Origin of the sequence: Brevibacterium sp. CFH 10365, from assembly GCF_009299785.1 — a bacterium.
GTDB lineage: Bacteria > Actinomycetota > Actinomycetes > Actinomycetales > Brevibacteriaceae > Brevibacterium > Brevibacterium limosum.
In genome coordinates, this window is the sequence record NZ_VIGO01000002.1 from 543,841 (window position 1) to 568,696 (window position 24,856).

At 59.7% G+C, this 24,856-nt stretch carries 29 protein-coding genes and 3 pseudogenes; 21 read left to right on the plus strand and 11 right to left on the minus strand.

What is annotated here, in order from left to right; genetic code table 11:
* Window positions 1-198 precede the first annotated feature (198 nt).
* The 8 genes from FHG09_RS05955 (at window position 199) to FHG09_RS05990 (ending at window position 6,388) form a co-directional block, all read left to right on the plus strand.
* Complete coding sequence (locus FHG09_RS05955) at window positions 199-687, plus strand: SRPBCC domain-containing protein (RefSeq protein ID WP_152346746.1); 489 nt, start codon at window positions 199-201, stop codon at window positions 685-687.
* A gap of 483 nt (window positions 688-1,170) precedes the next feature.
* Window positions 1,171-1,410 (plus strand): DUF2180 family protein, encoded by a 240-nt coding sequence (locus tag FHG09_RS20340; RefSeq protein WP_165770810.1) that lies wholly within the window; start codon window positions 1,171-1,173, stop codon window positions 1,408-1,410.
* Between the two features lie 101 nt (window positions 1,411-1,511).
* Window positions 1,512-2,480, plus strand: a complete 969-nt coding sequence (gene trxB, locus FHG09_RS05965) for a thioredoxin-disulfide reductase (RefSeq protein WP_152346747.1) — start codon at window positions 1,512-1,514, stop codon at window positions 2,478-2,480.
* Window positions 2,477-2,800, plus strand: coding sequence for a thioredoxin (trxA, locus tag FHG09_RS05970; RefSeq protein ID WP_009885351.1), 324 nt, complete (start codon window positions 2,477-2,479; stop codon window positions 2,798-2,800). The genes trxB and trxA overlap by 4 nt, the downstream gene beginning before the upstream one ends.
* Window positions 2,797-3,891 (plus strand): ACR3 family arsenite efflux transporter, encoded by a 1,095-nt coding sequence (gene arsB, locus FHG09_RS05975; RefSeq protein WP_009885352.1) that lies wholly within the window; start codon window positions 2,797-2,799, stop codon window positions 3,889-3,891. The genes trxA and arsB overlap by 4 nt, the downstream gene beginning before the upstream one ends.
* Window positions 3,888-4,889 carry a metalloregulator ArsR/SmtB family transcription factor gene (locus tag FHG09_RS05980; RefSeq protein WP_029417800.1) on the plus strand — a complete coding sequence of 334 codons (1,002 nt, stop codon included), beginning with the start codon at window positions 3,888-3,890 and terminating at the stop codon, window positions 4,887-4,889. The genes arsB and FHG09_RS05980 overlap by 4 nt, the downstream gene beginning before the upstream one ends.
* A 20-nt stretch (window positions 4,890-4,909) precedes the next feature.
* The gene (locus FHG09_RS05985) at window positions 4,910-5,320 is read left to right on the plus strand and encodes an arsenate reductase ArsC (protein WP_009885354.1); all 411 of its coding nucleotides are present in this window, start codon (window positions 4,910-4,912) and stop codon (window positions 5,318-5,320) included.
* 9 nt (window positions 5,321-5,329) lie between these two features.
* Window positions 5,330-6,388 carry an ArsO family NAD(P)H-dependent flavin-containing monooxygenase gene (locus tag FHG09_RS05990; RefSeq protein WP_227492563.1) on the plus strand — a complete coding sequence of 353 codons (1,059 nt, stop codon included), beginning with the start codon at window positions 5,330-5,332 and terminating at the stop codon, window positions 6,386-6,388.
* 73 nt (window positions 6,389-6,461) lie between these two features.
* Here the strand turns inward: FHG09_RS05990 and FHG09_RS05995 are convergent, their stop codons facing one another.
* Together FHG09_RS05995 and FHG09_RS06000 are read right to left on the minus strand one after the other, a co-directional pair.
* Window positions 6,462-7,637 (minus strand): MFS transporter, encoded by a 1,176-nt coding sequence (locus FHG09_RS05995; RefSeq protein ID WP_319803246.1) that lies wholly within the window; start codon window positions 7,635-7,637, stop codon window positions 6,462-6,464.
* The gene (locus FHG09_RS06000) at window positions 7,634-7,984 is read right to left on the minus strand and encodes an ArsR/SmtB family transcription factor (protein ID WP_413773142.1); all 351 of its coding nucleotides are present in this window, start codon (window positions 7,982-7,984) and stop codon (window positions 7,634-7,636) included. Before FHG09_RS06000 ends, FHG09_RS05995 begins: the two co-directional genes overlap by 4 nt.
* 204 nt (window positions 7,985-8,188) lie before the next feature.
* Between FHG09_RS06000 and FHG09_RS06005 the strand changes: the two genes are divergently transcribed.
* The 3 genes from FHG09_RS06005 to FHG09_RS06015 are packed head-to-tail and all read left to right on the plus strand — an operon-like array spanning window position 8,189 to window position 10,502.
* Window positions 8,189-9,592, plus strand: coding sequence for an FAD-dependent oxidoreductase (locus FHG09_RS06005; RefSeq protein ID WP_152346749.1), 1,404 nt, complete (start codon window positions 8,189-8,191; stop codon window positions 9,590-9,592).
* Window positions 9,589-9,999, plus strand: a complete 411-nt coding sequence (locus FHG09_RS06010; RefSeq protein WP_152346750.1) for a low molecular weight phosphatase family protein — start codon at window positions 9,589-9,591, stop codon at window positions 9,997-9,999. Before FHG09_RS06005 ends, FHG09_RS06010 begins: the two co-directional genes overlap by 4 nt.
* Window positions 9,996-10,502 (plus strand): GNAT family N-acetyltransferase, encoded by a 507-nt coding sequence (locus FHG09_RS06015; protein WP_152346751.1) that lies wholly within the window; start codon window positions 9,996-9,998, stop codon window positions 10,500-10,502. Before FHG09_RS06010 ends, FHG09_RS06015 begins: the two co-directional genes overlap by 4 nt.
* A 10-nt stretch (window positions 10,503-10,512) precedes the next feature.
* Here the strand turns inward: FHG09_RS06015 and FHG09_RS06020 are convergent, their stop codons facing one another.
* The 7 genes from FHG09_RS06020 to cmtR all read right to left on the minus strand — a co-directional run bounded on the left by FHG09_RS06020 (window position 10,513) and on the right by cmtR (window position 16,657).
* Window positions 10,513-11,133 carry a recombinase family protein gene (locus FHG09_RS06020; protein ID WP_152346752.1) on the minus strand — a complete coding sequence of 207 codons (621 nt, stop codon included), beginning with the start codon at window positions 11,131-11,133 and terminating at the stop codon, window positions 10,513-10,515.
* Window positions 11,134-11,544: 411 nt separating this feature from the next.
* Window positions 11,545-12,171, minus strand: a complete 627-nt coding sequence (locus FHG09_RS06025) for a vitamin K epoxide reductase family protein (RefSeq protein ID WP_062862468.1) — start codon at window positions 12,169-12,171, stop codon at window positions 11,545-11,547.
* The gene (locus FHG09_RS06030) at window positions 12,152-12,772 is read right to left on the minus strand and encodes a DsbA family protein (RefSeq protein WP_062862467.1); all 621 of its coding nucleotides are present in this window, start codon (window positions 12,770-12,772) and stop codon (window positions 12,152-12,154) included. The genes FHG09_RS06025 and FHG09_RS06030 overlap by 20 nt, the downstream gene beginning before the upstream one ends.
* A 492-nt stretch (window positions 12,773-13,264) precedes the next feature.
* Complete coding sequence (locus tag FHG09_RS06035) at window positions 13,265-13,789, minus strand: signal peptidase II (protein ID WP_009885364.1); 525 nt, start codon at window positions 13,787-13,789, stop codon at window positions 13,265-13,267.
* A complete protein-coding gene (locus tag FHG09_RS06040) occupies window positions 13,786-14,385 on the minus strand; it encodes a cadmium resistance transporter (RefSeq protein WP_009885365.1) in 600 nt (199 codons plus the stop codon). Before FHG09_RS06040 ends, FHG09_RS06035 begins: the two co-directional genes overlap by 4 nt.
* A complete protein-coding gene (locus tag FHG09_RS06045) occupies window positions 14,385-16,301 on the minus strand; it encodes a heavy metal translocating P-type ATPase (RefSeq protein ID WP_227492564.1) in 1,917 nt (638 codons plus the stop codon). The genes FHG09_RS06040 and FHG09_RS06045 overlap by 1 nt, the downstream gene beginning before the upstream one ends.
* Window positions 16,298-16,657: a Cd(II)/Pb(II)-sensing metalloregulatory transcriptional regulator CmtR gene (gene cmtR / locus FHG09_RS06050; protein WP_009885367.1), complete on the minus strand. Its 360-nt coding sequence runs from the start codon at window positions 16,655-16,657 to the stop codon at window positions 16,298-16,300. The genes FHG09_RS06045 and cmtR overlap by 4 nt, the downstream gene beginning before the upstream one ends.
* Window positions 16,658-16,950: 293 nt before the next feature.
* Here cmtR and FHG09_RS06055 point away from each other — a divergent pair, with 293 nt between their 5' ends.
* Both FHG09_RS06055 and FHG09_RS06060 read left to right on the plus strand, forming a co-directional pair.
* A complete protein-coding gene (locus FHG09_RS06055) occupies window positions 16,951-17,580 on the plus strand; it encodes a TlpA family protein disulfide reductase (RefSeq protein ID WP_152346753.1) in 630 nt (209 codons plus the stop codon).
* Window positions 17,577-18,356, plus strand: a complete 780-nt coding sequence (locus FHG09_RS06060; RefSeq protein WP_152346754.1) for a cytochrome c biogenesis CcdA family protein — start codon at window positions 17,577-17,579, stop codon at window positions 18,354-18,356. Before FHG09_RS06055 ends, FHG09_RS06060 begins: the two co-directional genes overlap by 4 nt.
* Window positions 18,357-18,577: 221 nt before the next feature.
* Here FHG09_RS06060 and FHG09_RS19965 read toward each other — a convergent pair whose 3' ends face one another.
* The gene (locus FHG09_RS19965; RefSeq protein WP_227492565.1) at window positions 18,578-19,018 is read right to left on the minus strand and encodes a hypothetical protein; all 441 of its coding nucleotides are present in this window, start codon (window positions 19,016-19,018) and stop codon (window positions 18,578-18,580) included.
* A gap of 2 nt (window positions 19,019-19,020) precedes the next feature.
* On the opposite strand from FHG09_RS19965, the pseudogene FHG09_RS06070 reads away from it, so the two are divergent.
* The 3 pseudogenes from FHG09_RS06070 to FHG09_RS20210 all read left to right on the plus strand — a co-directional run.
* A pseudogene (locus FHG09_RS06070) lies at window positions 19,021-19,218 on the plus strand (arsenic resistance protein); the annotation flags it as partial.
* An 817-nt stretch (window positions 19,219-20,035) separates the two neighbouring features.
* Window positions 20,036-20,191: pseudogene (locus FHG09_RS20345) on the plus strand (recombinase family protein); the annotation flags it as partial.
* A gap of 103 nt (window positions 20,192-20,294) precedes the next feature.
* Window positions 20,295-20,750: pseudogene (locus tag FHG09_RS20210) on the plus strand (recombinase family protein); the annotation flags it as partial.
* Between the two features lie 79 nt (window positions 20,751-20,829).
* Here the strand turns inward: FHG09_RS20210 and FHG09_RS06085 are convergent.
* The gene (locus FHG09_RS06085; RefSeq protein WP_152346755.1) at window positions 20,830-21,408 is read right to left on the minus strand and encodes a CueP family metal-binding protein; all 579 of its coding nucleotides are present in this window, start codon (window positions 21,406-21,408) and stop codon (window positions 20,830-20,832) included.
* A gap of 199 nt (window positions 21,409-21,607) precedes the next feature.
* Here FHG09_RS06085 and FHG09_RS06090 point away from each other — a divergent pair, with 199 nt between their 5' ends.
* The 5 genes from FHG09_RS06090 to FHG09_RS06110 all read left to right on the plus strand — a co-directional run bounded on the left by FHG09_RS06090 (window position 21,608) and on the right by FHG09_RS06110 (window position 24,856).
* Entirely contained in the window at window positions 21,608-21,820 is a 213-nt protein-coding gene (locus FHG09_RS06090) for a heavy-metal-associated domain-containing protein (RefSeq protein ID WP_152346756.1), read from the plus strand.
* 117 nt (window positions 21,821-21,937) lie between these two features.
* The gene (locus FHG09_RS06095; protein ID WP_152346757.1) at window positions 21,938-22,306 is read left to right on the plus strand and encodes a metal-sensitive transcriptional regulator; all 369 of its coding nucleotides are present in this window, start codon (window positions 21,938-21,940) and stop codon (window positions 22,304-22,306) included.
* 75 nt (window positions 22,307-22,381) lie between these two features.
* Window positions 22,382-22,723 (plus strand): NADH-quinone oxidoreductase subunit A, encoded by a 342-nt coding sequence (locus FHG09_RS06100; protein WP_152346758.1) that lies wholly within the window; start codon window positions 22,382-22,384, stop codon window positions 22,721-22,723.
* A complete protein-coding gene (locus FHG09_RS06105) occupies window positions 22,714-23,931 on the plus strand; it encodes a hypothetical protein (protein WP_152346759.1) in 1,218 nt (405 codons plus the stop codon). Before FHG09_RS06100 ends, FHG09_RS06105 begins: the two co-directional genes overlap by 10 nt.
* On the plus strand, window positions 23,924-24,856 hold the full coding sequence (locus FHG09_RS06110; RefSeq protein ID WP_152346760.1) for a complex I subunit 1 family protein: 933 nt from the start codon (window positions 23,924-23,926) through the stop codon (window positions 24,854-24,856). Before FHG09_RS06105 ends, FHG09_RS06110 begins: the two co-directional genes overlap by 8 nt.

Here is a 24,856-nt window from a genome sequence, read left to right on the forward strand (position 1 = left end):
ACAGGGTTGTTTGAGAGTCGGGGTGCCAAAGCACTGTGAGCCCTGCCGCAACATGAACCGCAACGGATCCATTGATGTCGTTCGTCGGTACCATGGTGAAAGCGTGCGAGATGACTCTCATTTCCTACCTTCAGGTTGATTGACTTACGAGATCGATTTTGTCCCCACGGCGATGATAAGTAAATGTAGTGTAGATTTATGCCACTCACTTTGCTTCAGACAGATGAATCGTTCCTGCGCCTAGAATGGTCGGTCTATGCTTCAACCTCGCGTGTTTGGGGGCAGCTGACTGAATCGTCCTACCTTAAACAATGGCTCGGCGAACTCGTGCATGGAGCGGTGGCATCAGGAGCCTCCTTCATTGTGGACCACGGCGACGGCTATCACTGCACCTCATCAGTTGTCGATTATGAAGTCGAGCGCACCCTGAGCTACACCTGGAAGTTTCCGGATGAGCCAGCCACCAAAGTCTCGTGGAGCTTGTCTTCATTTGACGGTCAAACGAAGTTGACATTGACTCACTCCGGACTCTCGAAACTTCTTGCCTCGTATCGCGATGGCTGGCTCGTGCATCTAACTTTCCTGGAAGCATCCGCCCTTGGAACGCCCCTGCCTGCCAAGATGTTTTGGAACTTACATTCGACATTTGCACACATCAATGCAGGGGCTCATCACATATCGCACTGATGACTTTGCGCTCGGCTGAAGCAGAGCTTTGGTTAGTTTCTCTCCTATTTGGGAGCCAGATCAGGACGGGACATGATCCTCGCGTGCTGGTTCGCACGGATCATGTGTCAATTCCCGTCAGAGGTTCGTCTTCACTTGTGGAACACGTTTGTGCAACATCGCAGATGTCAGATTCAGAAGGCGGCTGCACATCTTTCAGATGTCGACTGCACGCACTTTCCTAGGGCCAGCTTCAGACAGCTACCGTGTTCCGCTCACATTCTGGCAGCAACCTTGCCGGATGCGGGGGCTTCAAACCCGAGCCGCTTAGGCTGAGATCTCAAACTTCCCGCAGTGCCACCGCCGAGAATGCAATTGTGCGAGCGGCCGCCTCCGCGGCACTAGCGAACCGGATGGCTCAGTCGCATCAGCGCTCTACATTGACGGTTATCGATGCGCCAATTAGGCTCTATATCGATAGTTCTCAAATCAGGGAGGATGACTATGAATTGCTGGGAGCACGCGAGCAGCGAGCAAATCACGGCGAGGGCAGTCGCGGTGTGTGTCCATTGCGGTGTCGGCCTGTGTCTAGAACACGCAACGATCTGCGAAGAAGTGCGAATTCATCGAAATGGTACCGGCGCCCCCTCGAGGCTGCTGCCGGACGGGCGGGAGATCTGTTGCTCAACCTGTCACGCGGCATTTTCTGAAGCAGTCCCCGCACATGAGGCACTCCCTCGGTAGGCATTGGCGCTGAAGATGAGCCAGTGCATTGGCAAAGGGTATGAGAGTTGGTGGAAGATCTAGCAGTTGCGCTCTATATTGATCTATGTCAATATAGAAGCATGTCGATTCAAGAGTTAGTGATTGTCGGGTCTGGCCCTGCCGGCTATACCGCCGCTGTTTACGCAGCCCGGGCCGGTTTGTCTCCGGTGGTCCTCGCTGGTTCCGTCACCGCTGGCGGATCACTGATGACCACGACCGAAGTAGAGAACTTCCCTGGCTTCATCGATGGAATCCAGGGCCCGGAACTGATGGAGGCAATGCGTGCGCAGGCCGAACGGTTCGGTGCACGCATCATCTTTGATGACGCCATCCGTCTCGATCTGACTGGTGACGTCAAGACCGTCGAAACCGGCCTGGGTGAAACATTCCACGCCCGCGCGGTCATCCTTGCTACAGGATCGGCCTACCGCAAGCTCGGCCTGCCCGAAGAGGATCGATTGAGCGGCCACGGCCTGTCCTGGTGCGCAACCTGCGACGGCTTCTTCTTCCGACAACAAGAGATCGCCGTCATCGGCGGTGGCGACTCTGCCATGGAAGAGGCGCTGTTTCTGACTCGTTTCGCCTCCAAGGTGACAATCGTGCATCGGCGCGAGGAGTTTCGCGCTTCGAAGGTCATGGCCGACCGAGTCATGGCCAACGAGAAGATCGAGGTCGCCTGGAACAGCGAGGTCTCCGAGATCATCGGTCAAACTCAAGTCGAGGGGCTGCGATTGCGCGATACCGTATCCGGGGCCGAACGGACCCTGCCGGTGTCGGGGGTATTTGTAGCGATCGGCCATGATCCGCGCTCAGAGCTCCTGACCGGACAGGTCGTCCTGAACTCCGATGGATACGTACAGGTCACTCACCCGTCGACAGCCACGAACCAAGACGGAGTGTTTGCCGCCGGTGATCTCGTCGATAGCCGGTACCGGCAAGCGATCACCGCTGCTGGCACAGGCTGCTCAGCAGCCATAGATGCCCAACACTTCCTCTCTGCCACACCCGACATATCCCACACCGAAACACTGTTGGAGGTCCCAGCATGAGTACGACGACTGTCACAGACGCCACATTCACAACCGAGGTCATCGATTCCGACATTCCCGTGGTCGTCGACATCTGGGCGACTTGGTGTGGACCGTGCAAGCAGATCGCACCGATACTCGACCAGCTCTCTGACGAATACGAAGGACGAGTCAAGGTCGTCAAGATCGACGCTGATACCAATCCCGAAGCGGTCACAGCGGCTGGAGTGACATCCATTCCTACGCTCGGCTTTTACCGTAACGGCCAACGACGCGACGTCCTCATCGGTGCACACCCGCGCCCTGACATCGTGAACAAGATCGAGGAGCTCCTGGCATGACTGCAGATACCACCACACAACAGACGACACCTGCACGCCTGTCGACATTAGACAAGTGGCTGCCGGCCTGGATTGGCCTGGCCATGATCGCAGGCCTCCTCCTCGGCCGCCTGATCCCCGGGGTCTCCGAGCTTCTTTCACATTTGGAAATCGGCGGCATCTCAGTACCCATCGCCCTCGGCTTGCTGGTCATGATGTACCCCGTCCTCGCTAAAGTCCGTTATGACAAGGTCGCCGCCGTCACCGGCGATAAGAAACTGCTGATCTCGTCCTTGGTCCTCAATTGGCTCGCAGGACCCGCAGTCATGTTCGCTCTGGCCTGGACGTTCCTGCCAGACCTCCCCGAATACCGCACGGGATTGATCATCGTTGGCCTGGCCCGATGTATTGCCATGGTCGTGATCTGGAACGACCTCGCCTGCGGTGACCGAGAAGCAACGGCCGTATTGGTCGCGATCAACTCAGTCTTCCAGGTCGTCATGTTCTCAGTCCTCGGCTGGTTCTACCTCACCGTCCTACCCACTTGGTTGGGACTTGATACTCAAGGCCTGGAAGTGTCAATGGGCCAGATCGCTCTCAACGTGCTCGTCTTCCTCGGCGTCCCACTGATCGCCGGATTCGCCTCCCGATGGATCGGTGAGAGACGTCGCGGCCGTCAGTGGTATGAGGAGAAGTTCATTCCCCGTGTAGGACCGTGGGCGCTCTACGGTCTCCTGTTCACAATCGTTTTACTCTTCGCACTCCAGGGCGAACAGATCACCAGCCAGCCCTTGGACGTCGTTCGAATCGCACTGCCATTGCTGGTCTACTTCTCGCTGATGTGGTTCGCCGGGCTCCTGCTCGGCAAGAGCCTCGGTCTTGGCTACGCTCGATCCACAACACTGGCCTTCACCGCAGCAGGCAACAACTTCGAACTCGCCATTGCCGTCGCCATCGGAACTTTCGGTGCTACCAGTGGACAGGCCCTGGCTGGGGTCGTTGGCCCTCTCATCGAGGTTCCGGTTCTGGTCGGACTCGTCTATGTTTCGCTCTGGGCCGCGAAAGCATGGTTCCGCACTGACCCCTACGCTGTGGAGGCGAAATCGTCATGACTGAAACCACTATGATCCCCACTGACGATGAAACGTGTGCCCCAGATCCATCCCACGCCATTGCTGTCGACGTCGCGACGACGCTTGCCGGAACACTCAAAGCACTCGCTGACCCTCTGCGGTTACGGATGCTCTCAGCGATCTGTACCGACCCTCGTGGAGAGTCATGTGTCTGCGATCTTGCAGAGCTGGCCGACGTTTCCCAGCCCACTGTCTCTCATCACTTGAAAGTACTGAAGACAGTGGGGCTGCTCGAGTCTCAACGTCGCGGCACCTGGGTCTGGTATCGCATCGCAGCCGGACGCCAGGCCGCTGTGAGCGCTCTACTGGAAGGTTTTGCCCCTACCGTCATCGCACCAAACCCGCAGCCTGAGGCGACAGTGGCTGTCAGTGCCTTCGACATGGATGCCCACATCAACCGTTTGATCACAGACCTATCGGCAGCGTCAGCTGGTGTGTCGCCAGAGACTGTCACCGGCATCGTGCGCGATTCCTACACGGCGCTGGCTCGATCGGCGAAAATCACTCGCTACCTCGTCCCCTTGACCGAGCGCTTCGCGAAGCAACGCTTGGCTGACATCACCCGGGACAGAGCCAGCGCGCCTCCGCAGGTGCTCTTCATCTGTGTCGCCAATGCCGGCCGATCCCAACTCGCCGCGGCCCTGACACGCCAACTCTCAGGGGGCCGCGTAATCGCCCGATCCGCTGGTTCGACTCCGGCGGCAGGACTCAACTCGCATGTTGCCGAACTCATCAGCGACATCGACGGGGAGAACGTCGAGGAATTGTTCCCGAAGCCACTGACCGATGACGCGATCCGTGCGGCTGATGTCGTGATCACGATGGGTTGTGGTGACGTCTGCCCCATCGTGCCCGGCCTGCGCTACGAAGATTGGTCAGTCGCCGACCCGGCATTGGCCTCCCCCGAGGGCGTGGCACTCATCCGCGACGACCTTGCTACCCGCGTCCAGGCCCTACTTGATTCCCTCACTAACTGATCGAAAGAGAGACCACCCCTATGGCTGACCAGAAACCCTCTGTCTTGTTCGTGTGCGTCCACAACGCTGGCCGTTCGCAGATGGCTGCCGGCTATCTGCGCCATTTTGCGGGCAACCGCATCGAAGTCCGCTCGGCTGGATCGGTCCCGGCCGAACACATCAATCCAATCGCTGTCGAGGCGATGAGCGAAGTCGGCATCGACATCACCGCCGAGCAGCCGAAAGTTCTCACAGACGAGGCTGTGCAGGACTCAGATGTGGTCATCACCATGGGCTGTGGCGACGCATGCCCCTTCTTCCCGGGAAAGCGCTACGAGGACTGGGAACTCGATGACCCAGCAGGCCAGGGCATCGAAGCGGTTCGCCCGATCCGCGACGATATCAAGACCCGCATCGAGGCGCTTGTGGCTGACCTACTTGGTCAAGATTGAGTGCATCGGGTGACTGATGTCGTGGTCATCGGCGGTGGGCAGGCGGGTCTCGCAGCAGGATACTTTCTTCGCAGGACGGGTCTCGAGTTCGTCATTCTCGACGACCACGCCGGCGCCGGCGGAGCTTGGCAGCACGGGTGGCAGTCGTTGCGTCTGTTTTCACCGGCCGGGTACAGTCCGTTGCCGGGCTGGCCGATGCCTGCGCAGAAGGGCGAGTCGTTTCCCACCGCCGATCATGTCATTGATTACCTGACCCGATACGAACACCGCTACGATCTACCGGTTCACCGACCGGTCCACGTTAGCAATGTCTACCAGGACCGGGGGCAACTGTTCGTCGATACCGATACCGGCACCCTAGAGACCACGGCGGTCATCAGCGCCACCGGAACATGGCAACGCCCATATGTTCCGGCCTATCCGGGCTGTGAGGATTTCACGGGACGGCAGCTACACACCGTGGAATACGATTCGCCCGAGGACTACACCGACCAACGGGTCGTCATCGTCGGCGGTGGGAACTCCGCCGCTCAGATCGTCGCGGAAGTCTCGACCGTGGCGCAGACACTGTGGGTGACGCAGCGCCGACCACGGTTCATGCCTGACGACGTCGATGGACGAGTCCTCTTCGATGTTGCCACCGCCCGCGAGGCGGCCCAGCGGGCCGGGCGCGACCACGATGGTGTGTCGGGGCTCGGCGATATCGTCATGGTCCCGCCCGTTCGGGCTGCACGCGACCGTGGTGACCTGAACGCTTTGCCGATGTTCGAGCGATTGACCTCGGCTGGGGTCTCGTGGGCCGACGGTAGCGAGTACAGCTGTGATGCCATCATCTGGTGCACCGGCTTCAAACCACACCTCAACCATCTCAATGGGCTCGAATTGACCTGGAAGAACGGGCATCCAGTCACAGAGGGGACTCAAAGCATCGATGCTTCTGGACTGCACCTGTTGGGGTATGGCGATTGGACGGGGTTTGCCTCCGCGACCATCATCGGTGCCGCCCGCACAGCGAAGTCTGCTGTCGCGGACGTGAGCAAACACGTGTTAAGCACTCAAGCACAGTAGCTACCACGGTACCAATACGGATCGAGTACTACCGCTGGCAACACCGTGGACGAGAGAACCCTGGAACTTCACATCAGGATCGAGTCGTCAGCCCGACAGCACCAATGAGCAATACCGCCATCACCATTGCCATAGCAGGATATCCGCCCAGCAAACCTGCTAAAGCGGGTCCGGCCACAGGGGCAAAGGCACCGACAAACGTCATCGGTGCGGTGAAGACTGCGTTGATCGTCCCGAAGTTTTTCGTCCCCCATCTGTCCGAGACCGCTGTGGCCTGAAGCAGCGTGTGACAGCCCCGCACAGCACCGGCAAGTATCGCAACCACGATCAGCAGCCATGACGGACCAGGCACGAGAGCCAGCGTCAACAGGCTCACTGCACCCATAGCAAAGATGGTGACCGTGCGTGTGCGTGCCGAGGTCGATCGTGCGAACTGGGGGTATCCGATCCTGCCCACGACCTGTCCGGCACCGATGAGCCCGAGGGCCACAGCGGCGAGTGAATAGCCCATGCCACGTTGAAGAAACAGCGGAATGATGTTGATCGTCACCGCGAACAAAGTGAACGTGGCCACTGCCATGGCGATTTGCAAGATGATGAACTTCGGTGTGCGAGTCACCTGCCTCACCTCGGCCTTGGAGACCGCAGCAGACTGCGAGGAAACATTATCAGACCAACGCCCATTGAGGAAAAGAGCATGCAATGGCACCGTGACCACAGCCAGAACACCGGCCATCACCACGTAGCTGCCGCGCCAACCGAGACCATCAATGAGGGCGACCACCAAGGGCGCGAACACCGTCGATGCCAGGCCTCCGACCAATGTCAGCGTCGTCAACGGCCCGACTCGATCGGGCCCATACCACCGAGTGATGACAGCAAATGCCGGAGGATAAAGAACCGCGGACTGTGCAAATCCAGCAATGATCCACGCCGTGAAAAACACGGGAAGCGACGGCGACCACGCCACCAGCAACAACGCCACAACACCGATGACCGAACCCGCCGTCATGACCGTTCGCGGACCGCTGGCATCGAGGATGCGCCCGACTCGAATGCCTGCCACAGCTGAGACGATGAGACCAGCAGAGAGAGCAGCAGTGATCACTGTGGGGCTCCACCCCGTGTCCTGGGAGATCGGCGTTACCGCAACTGGAAGCGAATAGTACAGCAACCCCCAGCTGGTGATCTGCGAGGCAGACAGCGCGGCAAGACCACCTCGCGGTCGCCCAGTCACCCGATTGGTCACGCGGGAGAGAGGAAAGCAGCCAGCTTGTCCAAAGTACTCGCCTTGATCGAATAGTACGACCAAACGCCGCGCTTCTCGCGGTCGAGTACCCCAGCATCGACAAGGATCTTCAAGTGATGGGACACGGTTGGCTGGCCCAACCCGACGGGTTCGGTGAGGTCACATACGCACGCCTCGTTGCTCGCATTCGCCGCCACCAGCGACACCAGCCGCAATCGGGTCGGATCCGCCACGGCCTTGAGGAGCCGAGCAAATTCCACCGCGTCGTCCTGGTCCAAAGGTCTCATCGTCAGCGACGGGCAGCACGAGAGCGGCTCTGCGGCCGGGAGAGTCTGTTCAGTCGTCACATCTCTATTATGCCAAGACATTGACATTTGTCGATACGTGGTGCTTGAATACATATCGACACACATCGATGTTTGACGGTGGGAGTTTGAGACTTCGTCGGCGATTGTCCGTGAGGAGACTTCGTGGATACGGTCTCCGCGGAAAAGTGGTTACTCGCCCGGTTTTCATCGATCAATTTGCCACTGCTAAGAAGGAGATTCATTATGCCTGAGAACTCGACCCTCGCTGATCTTCCGGTCGTCGTCATCGGCGCTGGCCCGGTTGGCTTAGCTGCTGCCGCCCATCTGGTCACGCGTGGGATGAAACCACTCGTCCTCGAAGCCGGTGCTGCACCGGCAGCAGCCGTCAGCGAATGGGGCCATATCGGTCTGTTCTCCCCGTGGAAGTACAACATTGATCACGCCGCTCGGACTCTCCTCGAAGGCACTGACTGGCAAGAACCCGACAGTGACTATCTGCCGACCGGAACTGAACTCGTCAACGACTACCTTGCCCCCTTGGCCGCGACTCCACAGCTGCGCGATGCAATCCGCACTCAGACACGTGTCATCGCTGTGAGCCGTCTTGGTATGGACCGGACACGCACACCAGATCGCGATGCCACGGCTTTCCTCGTCCGCACCCAGACTGCCGACGGAGTGATCGAAGATCATCACGCACGTGCCGTCATCGATGCTTCCGGCACATGGGCAACCCCGAACCCTCTCGGCCAAGCGGGCCTTCCAGCTATCGGTGAGGCTGCGGCAAGGGAAGCCGGACTGGTTACCTCGCCTTTGCCCGATGTTCTTGGACGAGACCGGGATGAGTTCGCCGGCCGACACGTCCTCGTCGTCGGAGCCGGGCACTCGGCTGCAAATACGCTGCTGGCTCTCGGGGAACTCAACGAAGCAGAACCGACCACACGTATCAGCTGGGCAATTCGCGGAGCCGACCCCGCCAGCGTCTACGGTGGCGGTGACCAGGATGGGCTCCCGGCTCGTGGAGCGCTGGGCACCCGTCTGCGCCACCTCGTCGAGACCGGGCGCATTGACGTCCACACGTCAGTGACCATTACGGAGCTCAACACCACTGATGGACTCACTGTCTCAGGGACCACGCCCGACGGGTCAGTCTCGCTCAACGTCGACTGCGTCGTCCCGACCACCGGATTCCGGCCGGACCTCGACTTCTTGCGCGAGATCCGCATCGAACTCGATCCTGTTGTTGAAGCACCGACACAGCTGGGTCCGCTCATTGATCCCGAATATCACAGCTGTGGAACCGTTCCGCCCCACGGAGCCAACCTGCTGGCGCATCCGGAGAAGGACTTCTATATCGCGGGCATGAAGTCCTACGGTCGTGCGCCCACGTTCCTGATGTTCACCGGATACGAGCAGATCCGCTCCATCGTTGCAGCCCTGGCAGGCGATCAGGCTGCCGCAGAGAGAGTCGAATTGGTTCTTCCTGAAACAGGCGTGTGTTCAGCCGACGTTGGGTCCTCTTGTGACGCACCTGTTGCCGATACTGTCGAGGCTGATTCGTGCTGCGGTGCGCCCGCTGAGCCGGTCTCGATTGGCATTCCGACCGGCTTGGAGCACGGACGCAGTGCATACCAGGAGACACGATGACAACTCCACCACGCGTTCTCTTTGTCTGTGTGAAAAACGGCGGAAAGTCCCAAATGGCCGCGGGGCTCATGAGCGATCTCGCCGGCGACACGATCGATGTGGTCTCTGCTGGCATAAAGCCCGGTCAATCACTCAACCAACTCTCGGTGCAGTCGTTGGACGAGCTGGGCATCGATATCAGTCACGGCAGTCCAAAGCCTGTCAACGAGGCTGAGCTCAAAGCGGCCGATATCGTCATCACCTTGGGACGTGAAGCGACCGTGGAGGTGCCTGCGGGCACAGAATTGGAGAACTGGGATACCGACGAGCCGTCTGAGCGAGGAATCGAGGGCATCGAGCGCATGCGCCTCGTGCGCGACGACATCCGCAGGCGTGTCGAGATACTTCATTCGCGCCTGATGTCATGAGTGACCTCCATGTTCGAGAGATGGTCAGCTCTGACTGGTCCGAGGTCAAGGACTTGTATCGCACGGGAATCGAGACCGGCCACGCCACCTTCGAAGCTGCTCCACCAGCCGCCTGGGAGGACTTTTGTGCAACCAGGCGGCTGGATCTGTGTCGTGTCGCCGTGGATGCAGATGGGAGAATTCTAGGATGGGTGGGCGCTGGGCCGGTATCGTCTCGCGAGGTCTATAGAGGCGTCGTCGAACACTCGATCTACGTGCACCCCGATGCTTCAGGCAAAGGTGTCGGCACTCAGCTATTGTCTGAGTTCATCAGTCTCACCGACCAACGTGGCATCTGGACGATACAGTCGTCGATCTTTCCCGAGAACACCGCCAGCCTTCGTCTCCACGAGCACGCTGGCTTTCGAACTGTCGGACGGCGAGAACGTATTGCTTACATGACCTATGGTCCACTTGCCGGCCGCTGGCGCGACACGATTGTCGTCGAGCGACGACGGCCCTGAACTGGGTTGACTATCGTTTGGTTGCCGACATGACGTCGCGGCCAGCGTCGCGCAGTTCGCCTGTCGGTGACACATGTCGATACAAGGTTTGGCGACTGATCCCGAGCTCCTGGCACAGTGCACCCACGTTGGTTCCTGGTTGGCCCATGGAAGCCATCGCGAGGCGTACTTTGGCCGGAGTCATTTTGTAGGGACGGCCACCGTTGCGTCCTCGCGCTCTGGCAGATTCAAGGCCGGCTTTCGTGCGTTCGGAGATGAGTTCGCGCTCAAACTCGGCAAGGGCAGCAAAGATCCCGAACACGAGCTTCCCTGACGCGGTCGTTGTATCGATGGCCGCGCCTTGGCCGGTGAGGACTTTTAGCCCGACGCCGCGGTCAGTGAGATCGTGAACGATGTTGACCAGATGTCGAAGGTCTCGACCGAGCCGGTCGAGTTTCCACACGACCAGGGTGTCTCCTGAACGTAGGGCCTTGAGGCATGCGATCAGTTGTGGTCGGTCGTCCTTCTTGCCTGAAGCTCTGTCTTCATACAATTGCGCATTATCGACGCCAGCAGTAGACAACGCGTCTCGCTGGAGATCGGTTGTCTGTGAACCGTCAGCCTTCGAGACTCGAACGTACCCAACCAGCATCTACACACTCCATCACTTATACGTTCGTTTACGTGACACACCGGCTGTCATTGTCAGAAGCCGCCTGCACGTTCAGTCCCGTGTTCTCGGTGTTTTGCAGTCAGCTATTGAATACTGGTCGTTCGGTACTCGTGTGCACAATGCTGCGGAATGTCAGAAGTCGCCTGCGCGAAACGTCATCCCAGGGTATAAAGCGCCGGTGTCAGTTGAGGATCCGCCTGCGGGACAGCAAAGCCGCCAACCCAAGCCGCATACCGCTAATTGTGACTGTGAACTTCAGTGATAAACGACGGCTATTTTACAGACTGAGATGGCGGCTCAAGTCGAGAAGGATTAATAGGCGAGTCTCTTCCGGTCCATATCGTGGTCGTCGAGACTACCTAGAGCGGTGACGACTCATCGCGTTGAGGATCACACGAGAGTGGACCAGTAGTCCCAGAAGCGGTTGGCGATCAAAACGATGATGAGGAGGTACCAGCCGGTCAGGATCGCTCCCCGGTATTCGTTGAGCGCAGTGATCCATTTCGTTTCCTTGCTCAGTGATCTGAGGTTTCGGGTAGAGGCGTACCAAAAGATGGGGATCGTCACTGCCCACACTGCCATGCAGTAAGGACATAGAGCCCCGATGACGTAGAGGCTCTGATAGATCAACCAGTGCACGAATATGACCGCGAACGTTACACCGATCTGAATGGTGGCCCAGTACCAGGCTGTGTATCGCCCTCCAGCGAGAAGACCTACGCCGATAGCCGCGACGATGGCGAAGCCTGCGACGCCGATGATCGGGTTCGGAACACCAAATGCCGCGGCTTGCGGAGTCGCCATTACCGAGCCACAGGAGAGAACTGGGTTGACGTTGCAGCTGGGGATATAGTCCGGATTGGCTGCCAGTGTCATTTTCTCCACCAGCAACACCACAGCCGCTATCAACCCGATGAGCCCGCCTACGACGAACAACGCTGCCAGGCCATGGGGCGAGGTGACCGGGGCTTCTTGTGTCTCCGTCTCGTTGCCGGTCTCAGTCTTGGAGGGCAGCATCGAAGGCTTCCTCCAGGTCAGTGACGCTTTCGGGTTGGAGCTTCTCGCCGTCGAGGAAGAACGTTGGCGTGCCGGTGACACCGAGGGCCTGCCCGTCCTTCTGGCTCTGCTCAACGCGTTCGAGAGTGGCCGGATCATCATAGGATGCGGTGAATTGGTCCATGTCCAGGCCGAGTTCCTTGGCGTAGCCGTAGAACTTCTCGCGTTGTGATGTCTCTTGGTGGCCCCATTCGTCTACCGTTTCGAACAAGCGTTGATACATCGCCTCGAACTCGCCCTGTTCAGCAGCCGCCTCGGCGGCCAGGGCTGCGTTGACGGAGTTGTTATGTAAGGGCATATGTCGCACGACGAATGTGACACGGTCCCCGTATTCCTTTCGCAGGTCCTCGATGACCGGGTAAAGAGACAGGCAGCCTTCGCACTCGAAGTCGAGGAACTCTACGAACACTGCTTCGCCTCCCTTAGACAGGCGGGGGCTGTCATCGCGGACCAGTAAGTCGGCGGTGTCTGCACTGGTGGGTGCGGTGTCCGATTGTGGTTCGTTGCTGTCGTCATTGAACACCAGCAGACCGGCGAGGACGAGGGCGGCGACGCCGATCATTGCTAGGGAGATTTTCACGCTGCGGCTCAACGGTCGCTCACTTTCACGTAGGTCTTCGAGGATGGCATCATGCTGGCATCACTCACATCGGATGGGTGGAAAAACTGCGGTTCGTGTAAACGGTTCTGCGCTCAATGACAATGACAACCGCCCTTGCAATCTCATGCACCAGTCTGGAAGCCACAATATTGAGAACAGCGATGGAGAACGGAAGGCATCATGATGCTATCCAGAACCCAAAAGACATATCCAGTCACTACTGGTCGCCCAGTCTTGGCTGGATCCAGGCTTAGGGCATCGTTCTCACGATTGTGATTGTAAATTCGACCGCGGCTGACTTCACTGTAAATGCTGATCCGCCTGCCGGAACTCTCGATGCTCTTTTGCTCGCGTTGGTGCGCACGTACAGTGCTTCGGCGATCCTGCGGTCGAGCACCTCCCAGTACGAGCGGCCGTCGAGATACTGCAGCCTGATCTCGATTGGTCATCATTTCAATTCTGGTCGTCGCGGATCATGAAGAGCGTTCCTGCAACCGCTACTATGACGATCACGATGTCAGCGATGTTGCCGATGAACCAGTTGCCGTAGGCGAGGAAGTCCACGACGTGCCCCTGCGCGAATCCTGGTTGGCGGAAGAGTCTGTCTCCGGCGTGCGAGGCGGCGGCCCCGCCGAGCGCACCGATCCCCACCGCCCACCCGGGCCGTCGGACACGAAACGCGAAGACAAGCGCGGCAATGGCGACGGCCACGGCCACCAGAGCAAACACCCAGGTGAACCCCTCGCCGAAGGAGAACGCCGCGCCGGGATTGTAGGCGAGCTGCAAGCCCAGCAGGTCACCGACCAGCGGGATTCGCTCACCCTCGATGAGCGTGGCCTGGGCCCACGCTTTCGTTCCCTGATCGATTAGGACGACGACCAGGGCCAGCAGGAGCGACGCTGCGGTGAGCCGCCAGCGCCCCCTCTGCGGCGGCTCTACCGACGCCGGCTCAATGTCGGAGGTCGCGTCCGGGGTCATGCGAGGGCCTCGATGAGGCGGATGATGACGCCGGACTCGACCAGGATGAACAGGCCCAGTCCGATGAACACGACCGGGACGAGCCAGTGCTCGACGCGTTCGAGCGTTTCGGTGACGGCCTTGTGAGTTCCGATTAGGCGTCCGGCCGCGCACCACACGGCGACGAGTATCAGGAATACGACGATCATGATCGTGACGTCGCCGGGCGAGCTGGTGCGGAAAATGGGCGTGTAGAGCGAGATATTGTCGGCCCCGTTGGCGATCGTGATCCCGGCGACGCCCCACAGCCCGACCGCGGCGATCTTGTCATCGTCATCGCCGTTGCGGCGCAAGCCGCGCACGAGGGCCCAGATACCGATGCCGAGCGGGATCAAGCCGAGGAATCCCACCCACTCATCCGGGATGATCGTGAGACCGAGCGCAGCGACCACGCTGATCACGACGAGGGTGATGAACCCGAGGTACTGGCCCACGACGATCTGCCATGGACGAAGCTGGCCTCGGCGAGAGGCGAGGAACAGCACTGTGAGCACGACGATGTCGTCGATGTTGGTCGCAGCGAACAGTCCGATCGCTGATCCGATGGTCGTGAGCATCAGCTCTCCAATCGTGATCTGCGGGTGCGGGCAGCACGCAGACCGTTGAGGATCACGACGACCTCCGCGACCTCATGGACCAGGACGACAGTGGCGAGCCCCAGGACCCCAAACAGGGCCAGAGGGAGCAGTACGGCGATAATCAGCAGCGACAGAATGATGTTCTGATTAATGATCCGCCGACCACGGCGGGCGTGATCGAACGCACGCGGGATCAGGCGGAGGTCGTGGCCGGTGAAGGCGACGTCGGCGGACTCGATCGCTGCGTCGGAGCCGGTAGCTCCCATCGCGATGCCAATATCCGCGGCCGCGAGAGCCGGGGCGTCGTTGATGCCGTCACCGATCATCGCGACTGACCCCACCTTCGACAGATCACCGATCGCAGCAGACTTGTCCTCGGGACGCAGCTCCGCGCGCACGTCATTGATGCCCGCCTGGCCAGCCAGCGCACCAGCGGTCCGGGCGTTGTCTCCGGTGAGCATCGTCATCCCAATGCCCTGATCCGCGAGCGTGCCGACGACCTCGGAGACTTCAGGGCGCAGCTCATCACGGACACCAACCGCCGCGGCCGGGAAGCCGTCGCGGTGGACGATCACGACGGTCATGCCTTGCTCTTCCAGGGTTGAGACCTGGCCACCGAGCTCGCCGGCGTCGAGCCAGCGGGGGCTGCCGACGGTGATACGAGCGCCGTCGACAATGCCTTCGACGCCGTATCCGGTCTGCTCGGTCACGTTCGCAGCTGCGGGCACACCGGGTGCAGATGCCGTGATCGCTGCCGCGAGGGGATGCGTGCTGTGCTGCTCCAGCGCCGCCGCCCAGGCCAGCGCCTGCGTCTCAGCAACGGCGTCCACGGTCAGGACGGCGGTGACCGCGGGCTCGTTGCGGGTCAGGGTGCCGGTCTTGTCGACGGCGACGTGCCGGATCGTGCCGAAGCGCTCGAAGACGGCACCGGACTTGATGATCACGCCGAACTTGCTCGCCGCACCGATCGCGGCGACGACCGTCAACGGCACCGAGATCGCCAACGCACATGGAGAGGCGGCGACCAGCACGACGAGCGCACGCGTGATCCACACATCCGGGTCACTCAACAGCGACCCAAGGATCGCGACCACCGCAGCGAGGATCAGAACGCCGGGCACCAGTGGACGGGCGATCCTGTCCGCGAGACGAGCACGCTCGCCCTTCTCCGTCTGTGCCTGCTCCACCAGCTCGACGATCGTGGTCAGCGAGTTATCGGTGCCCGCCGCAGTCGTCTCGACCTCCAGCGCGCCCGAGCTGTTGATCGCGCCCGCCGACACCTCATCACCCGGATCGACCTCGACCGGAATCGACTCCCCAGTGATCGCCGACGTATCCAGGCTGGAGCGCCCCGAGCGGACGATCCCATCGGTCGCGATCCGCTCGCCTGGGCGGACGAGCAAGATTTGCCCGGCAACCAGCTCCTTCGCGGGGACCTCGACGGAGACGCCGTCGCGCAACACGATCGCCGTCTCCGGCACGAGCTTCAGCAACGCCCGCAACCCGCCCCGGGCGCGGTCCATCGCCTTATCCTCCAGCGCCTCAGCGATCGAATACAGGAACGCCAGAGCCGCAGCCTCCTCGACATACCCGAGGATGACAGCGCCGATCGCACTGATCGACATCAACAGCCCGATACCGAGCTTGCCCTTGAAAAGCTTCCGGATCGCTCCCGGAGTGAACGTCGACGCGCCCAGCAACAGACCGATCCAGAACAGCACAAGCCCCAGGATCTCGAGGGCGGACCAATCGAAGATCAGCCCGGTCAGGAACGCAACGCCGGAGAACACCGGCACCATGATTCCGCGATCCTTCCACCAGGGCCTCTCTACTTCTTCGATTTCCTCTCCCGCCGTGGCAGCAGGCTCGTGCTCGCAGCCGCACGCCGCGCTCACGCGTCGGCCCCCGCTCCGCAGCACCCCGGCACTATGCACGCCGAATCCACGCACGGCGCGTGCTCATCCACGGCCAGCGTCACGTCCACCAGCGCGACGAGCGCAGCAGCGAGGTGCGGATCGGCGATCTCGTATCGCGTCTGTCGGCCCTCCGGCTCAGCGACCACGATCCCGCAATCGCGCAGGCAGGTCAGATGGTTCGACACGTTCGAACGCGTCAATTCCAACTCTCGAGAGAGCACAGCCGGGTAACTCGGAGCGTCGAGCAGCGTCATCAGAATCTTGGAGCGCGTCGGATCCGCCATAGCCCGGCCGAGCCGGTTCATGACGTCGAGGCGTGAAGCAATAGTCAGCATGTACTGAACTATACAGTGCCAGCTGACCTATGTGTAATCTAGAGTCGCATGCTTGGTCACCGATACCGTGAAGCCGTTTTTGACCCACAGTGGTACACAAAGAGGCTCAACGGTAAGCGCTGCGGCGCGGAAGCGGATATGCCCAATAAGGAATGGCCATCACCCTCCTGCCTGCTCGGCGGTGAGCTTAGACAGCTGTGATCCATATCCCCGCTGGCAGGCCATGTGATTCGAGTCTGAATTCTACGAATTGTAGAATTATCTTAAGAATTCATACTGCCCAAGGAGCCAACGTGCAAAACACCTATGCGCAGCGATCGCGACTTCGATCCTTTTCCCGCCTGGCCTACGGGAGCGCTTTGCTCGCTGTCATGCTGGCAGCGATCACCGGATGCGCACCCTCCGACAAGAACGCTGGGGACTCTTCGGGATCAAATGATCAGGGGTACGTGGCAGGCACGGGGGTGATCACGCAGATTCCCGAATCGAAGCGCTCAACACCTGTGCAGTTGGCCGGAAACACGACGAACGGGGATGCCTTCGACTTACAAGAATGGCAGGGTAGCCCAGTGGTATTGAACTTGTGGTACGCAGCGTGCCCACCGTGTCGAGAAGAGGCTCCAGACCTTCAGGAAAGCTACGAATCGTTCCGCAAGGAGGGAGTGCACTTCCTGGGAATCAATGTCCGAGATGAAGCTGCCGCGGCAAACGCATTTGCTCGACAATTCGGCATCACCTACCCGTCCATGCTCGACAAAGAAGGGCGGGCAGTGGCGGCCTTGAGCGGTCTTCTTCCACCGCAGGCCGTACCGTCGACGGTGATTCTCGATTCCAAGGGCCGTCCTGCTGCTCGCGTCGTCGGGATCGTCGATCGCTCGACTCTCGACGGCCTTATTTCCGATGTAATCACCAAGGACACGTGATCGCTGTGGCAACGATCGGTGAACAGTTCTCACAGATAGCAAGCTCGGGCCCGATGCTGCTGGCAATCCCGATTGCAGTGATCGCCGGGATCATCTCGTTCCTGTCGCCATGCGTGCTACCCCTGGTGCCTGGCTATCTTGGCTATGTCACTGGACTTGCCGGGAAGTCACTCGAAGATCAGAAGACACTCCGCGTGGTCATCGGTGTGTTCTTGTTCATGCTCGGCTTTTCGGCAGTCTTCGTCTCAATTGGACTCGTCTTTTCTCTCACAGGGATACTTCTCAGCGCCTGGGCGGACGTGATCAATCGCATCATGGGTGCGATCGTCATCGTGGCAGGGATCATCTTCATGGGCGGGTTGAGTCTCCTCCAGCGGGAGTGGCGTATCAAGAGCCGCCCTCAGGCGGGACTGTGGGGAGCACCGCTTCTCGGCGGAACGTTCGCGTTCAGCTGGGCCCCGTGCATGGGGCCGACATTAGCGGCAGTACTTGCCTTGACGACCAGTTTCGGGCCGACAGCATCCGGTGCCTTGCTTCGCGGAACCATATTGACCCTCAGCTATTGCCTGGGTCTTGGCATTCCCTTCCTGCTTGTCTCTTTGCTACTCATCAGAGGAGGCGGCCGCATGAGGTGGGTCAAAGATCACCACGTCGCGATTACCCGTGCTGGAGGGGCCGTTCTCATCGGAATCGGAATACTGCTGATCACTGGAGTCTGGACTCAATGGGTCAACGGACTGCAGGGGCTCATTGGCGGATTTTCTACCGTGGTCTGAGGTGGATGTTCACTGACACATCTGCCTCGGAGGACTCAAGAGGCAGCAAAGACCTGCTCGAAAATCTTTAGTTTTATGAGACAGGAGACTCGCTCGGTCGTGGCAACTCTCGCTGTCGTTTTTAGGAGCCGACTGCACATCCAGCTCCGTGTTTTCGGTGTTTTGCTGTCGGCTATTGAATACTGGTCGTTCAGTACTCGTGTGCACAACGCTGCGGAATGTCAGAAGTCGCCTGCGCGAAATGTCATCACCCCGCCGTAAAGCGCCAGTGTCAGCTTGCAATCCGCTTGCGCGACAGCAAATCCGCCAATCCAAGCTGCGATTAACCGCCATTTGTGAGTCGCAGCGGTAAATGGCACGTTTCTCGCGGCGTTTAGTGGCCGATAAGGAGAGCCTGCCGAGCTGCCTCTGACAACCTCGGGTGTCAACTCGTTGAGGTCGTTCACGGTCTGCATGCGTTCGATCTGAGGGAGTAAACGGTCGACGAGTCGGAAGTTGCCTGCGGTGATCCGGACGATGGTCGGGATAGCACAATACTTCGCGGCCCAGCGTGACAATGTTCGCACTGGCACGCATGATTCGGCCGCGATCTGTGTCCAGTTGACGCGCTCGAACGTGTCGAACCATCTGGCGTGCCTGCGGGATTGCGAGTCGGGCAGCACCGGCGACGCGAGCGTTGGTCTTCTCCGGGGCGACCCGAAACTCCCTGGTTATACTGCCCCTCGCCCTGGCACTGCCCGACTCGCTGTCCCTGGTCGCGGTCGTCGTGGTCACGCAGACACTGGTCGAACTCGTCGGCATGGTCACCTACGTCCGACTCATTCCCCGGGTCGTCGCGCACCGCCCGACGCCGTCGCGTTGAGCGCCCATCACGACGGGGGCTATTCGCCCGCAGTGTCACCGACTTGCGCGACCGGCACATCCCGGCAGCAACAATCTGGATGGCGATCGCAAGCGTGCACGATTATGCCGCGTTGAACCACACATCCACAATCTGCACAGGCCATTTCCATAAGTTCAGGCTATCGCAAGACTATTGGGACATCGAGCGGCATGCCCACTCCGTTGGGGGAACCCCGCCATGGGCCTTGCGTCCGATGGCGGCAGCGGTGCCGCCCCCGGGAAAGAGCGTCGAGCGATGCCATCAGCCACTTCGGGGCACGGGATCCCTCCCTGGCCAGGCGGACCAGGCCGCGCCCATCCGAGGCGCGCACGCGTACAGCGTGTAGGTGCGTTCGCCAAGGCTCGCCTCCGCCGCGACCACTTCATGGACGTCCGCCCCACCTCCCCTTCATCGGAGGCGGTGCCGGTCCAGAAGTACACCCTGTACCGCGCGGACTCCAGTTCCGAGGTTTCGGCGCGTGGATTAACACCCATGGTTTGCATGCTAAGAGTATGGGGCGACCGGAAGCCCGAAGGTCATGCGCTGTGACAGCATTCCTGGCGGGGTGGTCGTGATGGATGACCACTCGGCGACAGCATGGCCCGCCACATAGCTCAGCAGAAGTACCGCCATCTGCGAATAACAGCTACACATCTCGATGAAGTGTCACAATAACTCTCGTCAGTATCGTCTGTGCAACGTAGAATAAGTAACGGGTTAAATGACAATTTCTGACGATCAGAGAGGTTCCCCAGGAGTGTCACACAAACGAACGTATAAGTGGTGAGGTATGGACATGCTGGTTGGATACGTTCGAGTGTCGAAAGCTGATGGATCGCAGACCACCGATCTCCAGCGGGACGCGTTCTCTGCTGCGGGTGTCGATGATGCGCAATTGTATGAAGACAGAGCTTCAGGCAAGAAGGACGACCGACCACAACTGATCGCATGTCTCAAGGCTCTTCGTTCAGGAGACACGTTGATCGTGTGGAAGCTCGACCGTCTTGGCCGAGACTTGCGCCATTTGGTCAACATCGTCCATGACCTCACCGANTCTCAAGGCTCTTCGTTCAGGAGACACGTTGATCGTGTGGAAGCTCGACCGTCTTGGCCGAGACTTGCGCCATTTGGTCAACATCGTCCATGACCTCACCGAGCGGGGGGTGGGGCTTAAGGTGCTTACTGGCCAAGGTGCTGCGATCGATACGACCACGGCGTCGGGCAAACTGGTGTTCGGAATTTTTGCGGCGTTGGCCGAATTTGAACGTGAACTCATCTCTGAGCGCACCAAAGCTGGTCTGGCCTCGGCGCGCGCGCGGGGTCGTAAGGGAGGTAGGCCTTTTAAGATGACCCCGGCCAAAGTTCGCCTCGCAATGGCATCGATGGGACAACCCGGCACCAATGTCGGTGACCTTTGCGTGGAAATTGGGGTAACTCGTCAGACGTTATACCGCCATGTTTCCCCAACTGGTGAGCTCCGCACCGATGGGGCCAAGCTCCTCGAGCGGTAAAACGAAGCGCAGACTGAGGAAAGCGGACTTCGCTGGCCGCTGCTTCTGGATCAAGTAGCCGCAAGACGGCGAATGCGGCCTAAGTGAGATGAAGATCAGTGACGCAGGTAGCACCATCTTCGGTGGTGGAAAAGGTGGTAGAGCCAGTCTTGCCTTCATGGCTGACTTTGATGGTTCCCTCGATATCGCTCGGTACCCAGAAACCGACGAAACCGTTATCGAAGGTCGTCGCTGGTTCATCGACGACGACGTCGCCGGTGGACTTATCGGTGATCTGGACGTCGAGGTCCTCGTTGCCGAGTTCTCCCTGGCAGGTGGTGAGGCTGTGATAGAAGCACTCGTGAGTGGTGTTCACATAAGGGGCAATCGACACATATGATTTCTCTGCTGGTAGATCGAGTGTCACCTCCTGCGCTTCGCCCGCTAGCACGAGTTCATCAGGATAGATCGATGCCATCAGATCGCTTGGACGATCGGTGACTGCGAGCTGGTCAAGATGGTCGATGGCCTCAACCGCGTCCATTCCTGCCAGTCCGTGATCGGAGAGAAATTCCTCCGACGAGACCGGATCGACCTCTGACCTTTCTTGAGAATCGTCGGCTGCACAACCAGCCAGTAGCAGTGTGAGCGCTGCAATGGCAATTCCTCGTCGTTTCACATCATCTCCTTACGTCCCACTCGGGGCTCTGCCTCATACGGTCATGATCGGATACGACTGATCGTTGCCGCAGGTCACATTCGTGTCATGTGCCACAAAATATAACTGGCCTGATTTCCATTGACAACCATACCCTCTATGGGTATATCGTCAGCCCCAGATAATACCTACCCTAGGTATTCAATGATGGAGGTCCAAGATGAGTGAGAACAGTGAGTTCATCGTTTCCGGGATGACGTGCGGTCATTGCGAAATGTCTGTGCGTGAGGAAGTCCAGGAGATAACGGGCGTGACCAACGTCGAGGTTTCCCACCAGACCGGAAGGCTCGTCGTGACGTCGGCAACGAACGTTAACCCTGAGGCCATCGTGAATGCGGTGGAGGAAGCCGGCTATCAAGCGGTACCGGCATAGAGCCGATGATTTCTAGCATCCCTACCTGCAGCCCTTCGGGCACCACCTGCCCTGATTCATATTCGGTTCGGGTCAATCACGACTTTCCAATATGGAATGAAGTCTGAGGAGCAACCAATGGCGAAATCGCAAGACTCGATCGACATCACACCCCCACAGGAAAACGACGTTGAAGAGGCTTCCGCTTGCCATGGTGCTGGTCATGAGCACGGATATATTCGCGACAAAGCGCAGTACCAACGACGTCTGGCGCGCATCGATGGCCAGGTGCGCGGTATCGGACGGATGGTCGATGAAGAGCAGTATTGCATCGATATTCTTACTCAGGTCTCGGCCATCCAATCCGCGTTGCGCAACGTTGCCCGAGGTCTCCTCGACGACCATATGCGCAGCTGCGTCGTCGACGCGGTCAAAGACGGTGGAGCAGACGCTGATGACAAGCTCGACGAAGTGTCTGAAGCCATCAGTCGGTTGATGCGCAGCTGAGCCAGCCGCACGCTGTTGACCCGACTGGTCAGTGTTGGTTGTGTTTGCCTCAATGGCGGGGAAGGACGGTCTCTCATGTACGGGATCCTAGGTATGGGTCTGTTTGCGATGATCGCTGTCGTGCTCATCTACGGTCTTCACCGAACTACCAGCGTGCATGCTCAATCGTTGACAGTGCTTCCAGCACAGTCTGGGTGGTTTCCACAAGAACACGCCCTGTCCCGATTTCATGTGCGTTGGTACCTGGCCTCAATCGTCTTCCTCGCCTTCGATGTCGAGATGTTGTTCATGTATCCGTGGGCGGTCGTTGTGGCCGAGAAGGGCATCTCTGCTGTGATCGAGATGTTCCTGTTTCTTGGAGCGCTCCTGGTTGCCGTCGCGTGGGCCTGGCGGGAAGGGGCCTTCCGATGGGTATAACCCAGATGCTGGCGAAATTGGCGGTGCCCGCCATTCGGGTGCTCGTCGTCGAGGTGCCGGGTCAGTGGTCGACGCGGGTGGAACTCGAAGACCAGATGCTGCGTCGTGGCTGGCGGCGTGCATGGAGTCCAGCAGATGCGGACGTGCTCGCAGTTTGTGGGGTGCCGGGGCCCGAGCTCACACAATTGGTGGACCGACTCTGGGAACAGATGCCCGGGCCCCGGGTTCATGCCGATATGCCCTCAACCAGTACTGTCAGCTCTGCTCTCGACGATGCCATAACCCTCTACATCGACACCACGCACCACAAGCATGACGCGAGTTCGCGGCCACAAGAACCTCGGCTTCCCCACGATGACACGGACCACGGCAGCGATGACGCCATGAGCCACAGTAGCCACGACACCATGGATGACGATCACGGCGGAATGGACCACGACAGCCACACCGACATGGACCACAATGGCCACGGTCACATGGGCCACAGTGACCACGCCGACATCGACGATAGCGGCCACGGCGGAATGGATCACAGCGATCATGGTGACATGGAGATGTCTCCCGGCGGGATCCCCTTAGCTCAAGGCGGGCCGGATCGAGACGGTCTTGAGATGGATGTCTTGCACCTCACACTTGGCCCGATCCTCGCCTATTGGCCAGCCGGTCTGGCCATGAACTGCACATTGCAAGGCGATGTGGTCGTCGACTCCGACGCCTCCATCGTTGATGGTCACACTTCACCTGTGCCTGCTCCTGGACTCAGCCCTGCAATGCTGTGCGACAACGTGATGTCGCTGCTGGCCCTTGCCGGAGCTGACGATCTGGCTGCTCGAGCCCGCCAGACCAGGGACCACCTGTTGCGCGGTGATCATTCCGAGGCCCATGATGGGCTCGAACGCCTGCAGCGTGCGATCCGGAGATCGTGGTTGTTGCGCGGGTCCCTGCGCAGAGTCCTCGTCCTTGATCATCTCGAATGTCAACGATACGGTTTGCCTGCTAGTTGCCGGGGAGATGCCTATGATCGAATGCTTCGCACCCTCACTCGAATTCAGGTCGCAGTCGACGGTGGGGGCCCGACGGTTGACGACGACGTTTCCTGGCAGGTCCTGCCAGACCTGGTCATCGGTCTCGAACTCGCGACCCTGCGGCTTGGCGTTGCCAGTGTGAATCTGCAACCCCTCCCGGCTCATGGGGTAGCGCATGACTGAGAGTAATCTAGTGACCGTTCCTGCCGTGTGGTCTGTGGTAGCCGGGGCCCTTTTGTGCGGACTCGCGATCTTCGCTGTCGCACTCGATGCGGGTCTATCGGCCCGCGCTCACGGTGCTCACGGCGGATGGGTGCACAATCGCTTCGCTCGGCTACTGCGTCAGCGCAGGCGCACCACCGTGGCCGCAGACACCATGCTGTGGAGAACCGGTGGGATGGGAATGTTCACCGGCGCGTTCCTGATGATTGCTGTCATCCCCTTCGGCTCTTGGACGCTGACCGATCTCGATGTCGGTGTGGTGTGGTTCAACACCATCGACGTTATGGTCTGGGCGCTGGTGTGGATCACCGGGTGGGGAGCCAATTCGACGCACAGTCTCATAGGCGGCTATCGGTTCCTCGCTCACGGCCTGGCCTATGAACTGCCCTTGATGTTTGCTCTGGTAGCCCCGGCCATCGCCGCTGGCAGCCTCCGAGTCGGTGCCGTTGCCGCCGCTCAAGAGGACGAGCTGTGGTTCGCAGTATGGATGCCTGTGGCATTCCTGATCTATCTGATCGGAGTGATGGGCTTTTCGGTCTGGGGGCCGTTCGCCGCGGCCGTGGCCACCGACATCGTTGGTGGTGCGGGAGCAGAGTTGTCCGCCGTCGATCGTTTGGTCTTCCATGCCGGTCGCTACCTGTTCTTGGCCGCTGGGTCGGCGTTCGCTGTTCCCATGTTCCTCGGAGGAGGAGCTGGACCATGGCTGCCGGGCTGGACCTGGGTGCTGCTGAAGACGATGGCAGTCCTGGCCGTTCTCGTGTGGCTACGCCGTAAGATTCCCTTCCTGCGTCCCAATCGATTTATGACGATCGGGTGGACGATTCTGCTCCCAGCCATTGTGATTCAGGACCTTGTCGTGTCTGTCGTTGTTGTCGGGAAAGGCTGA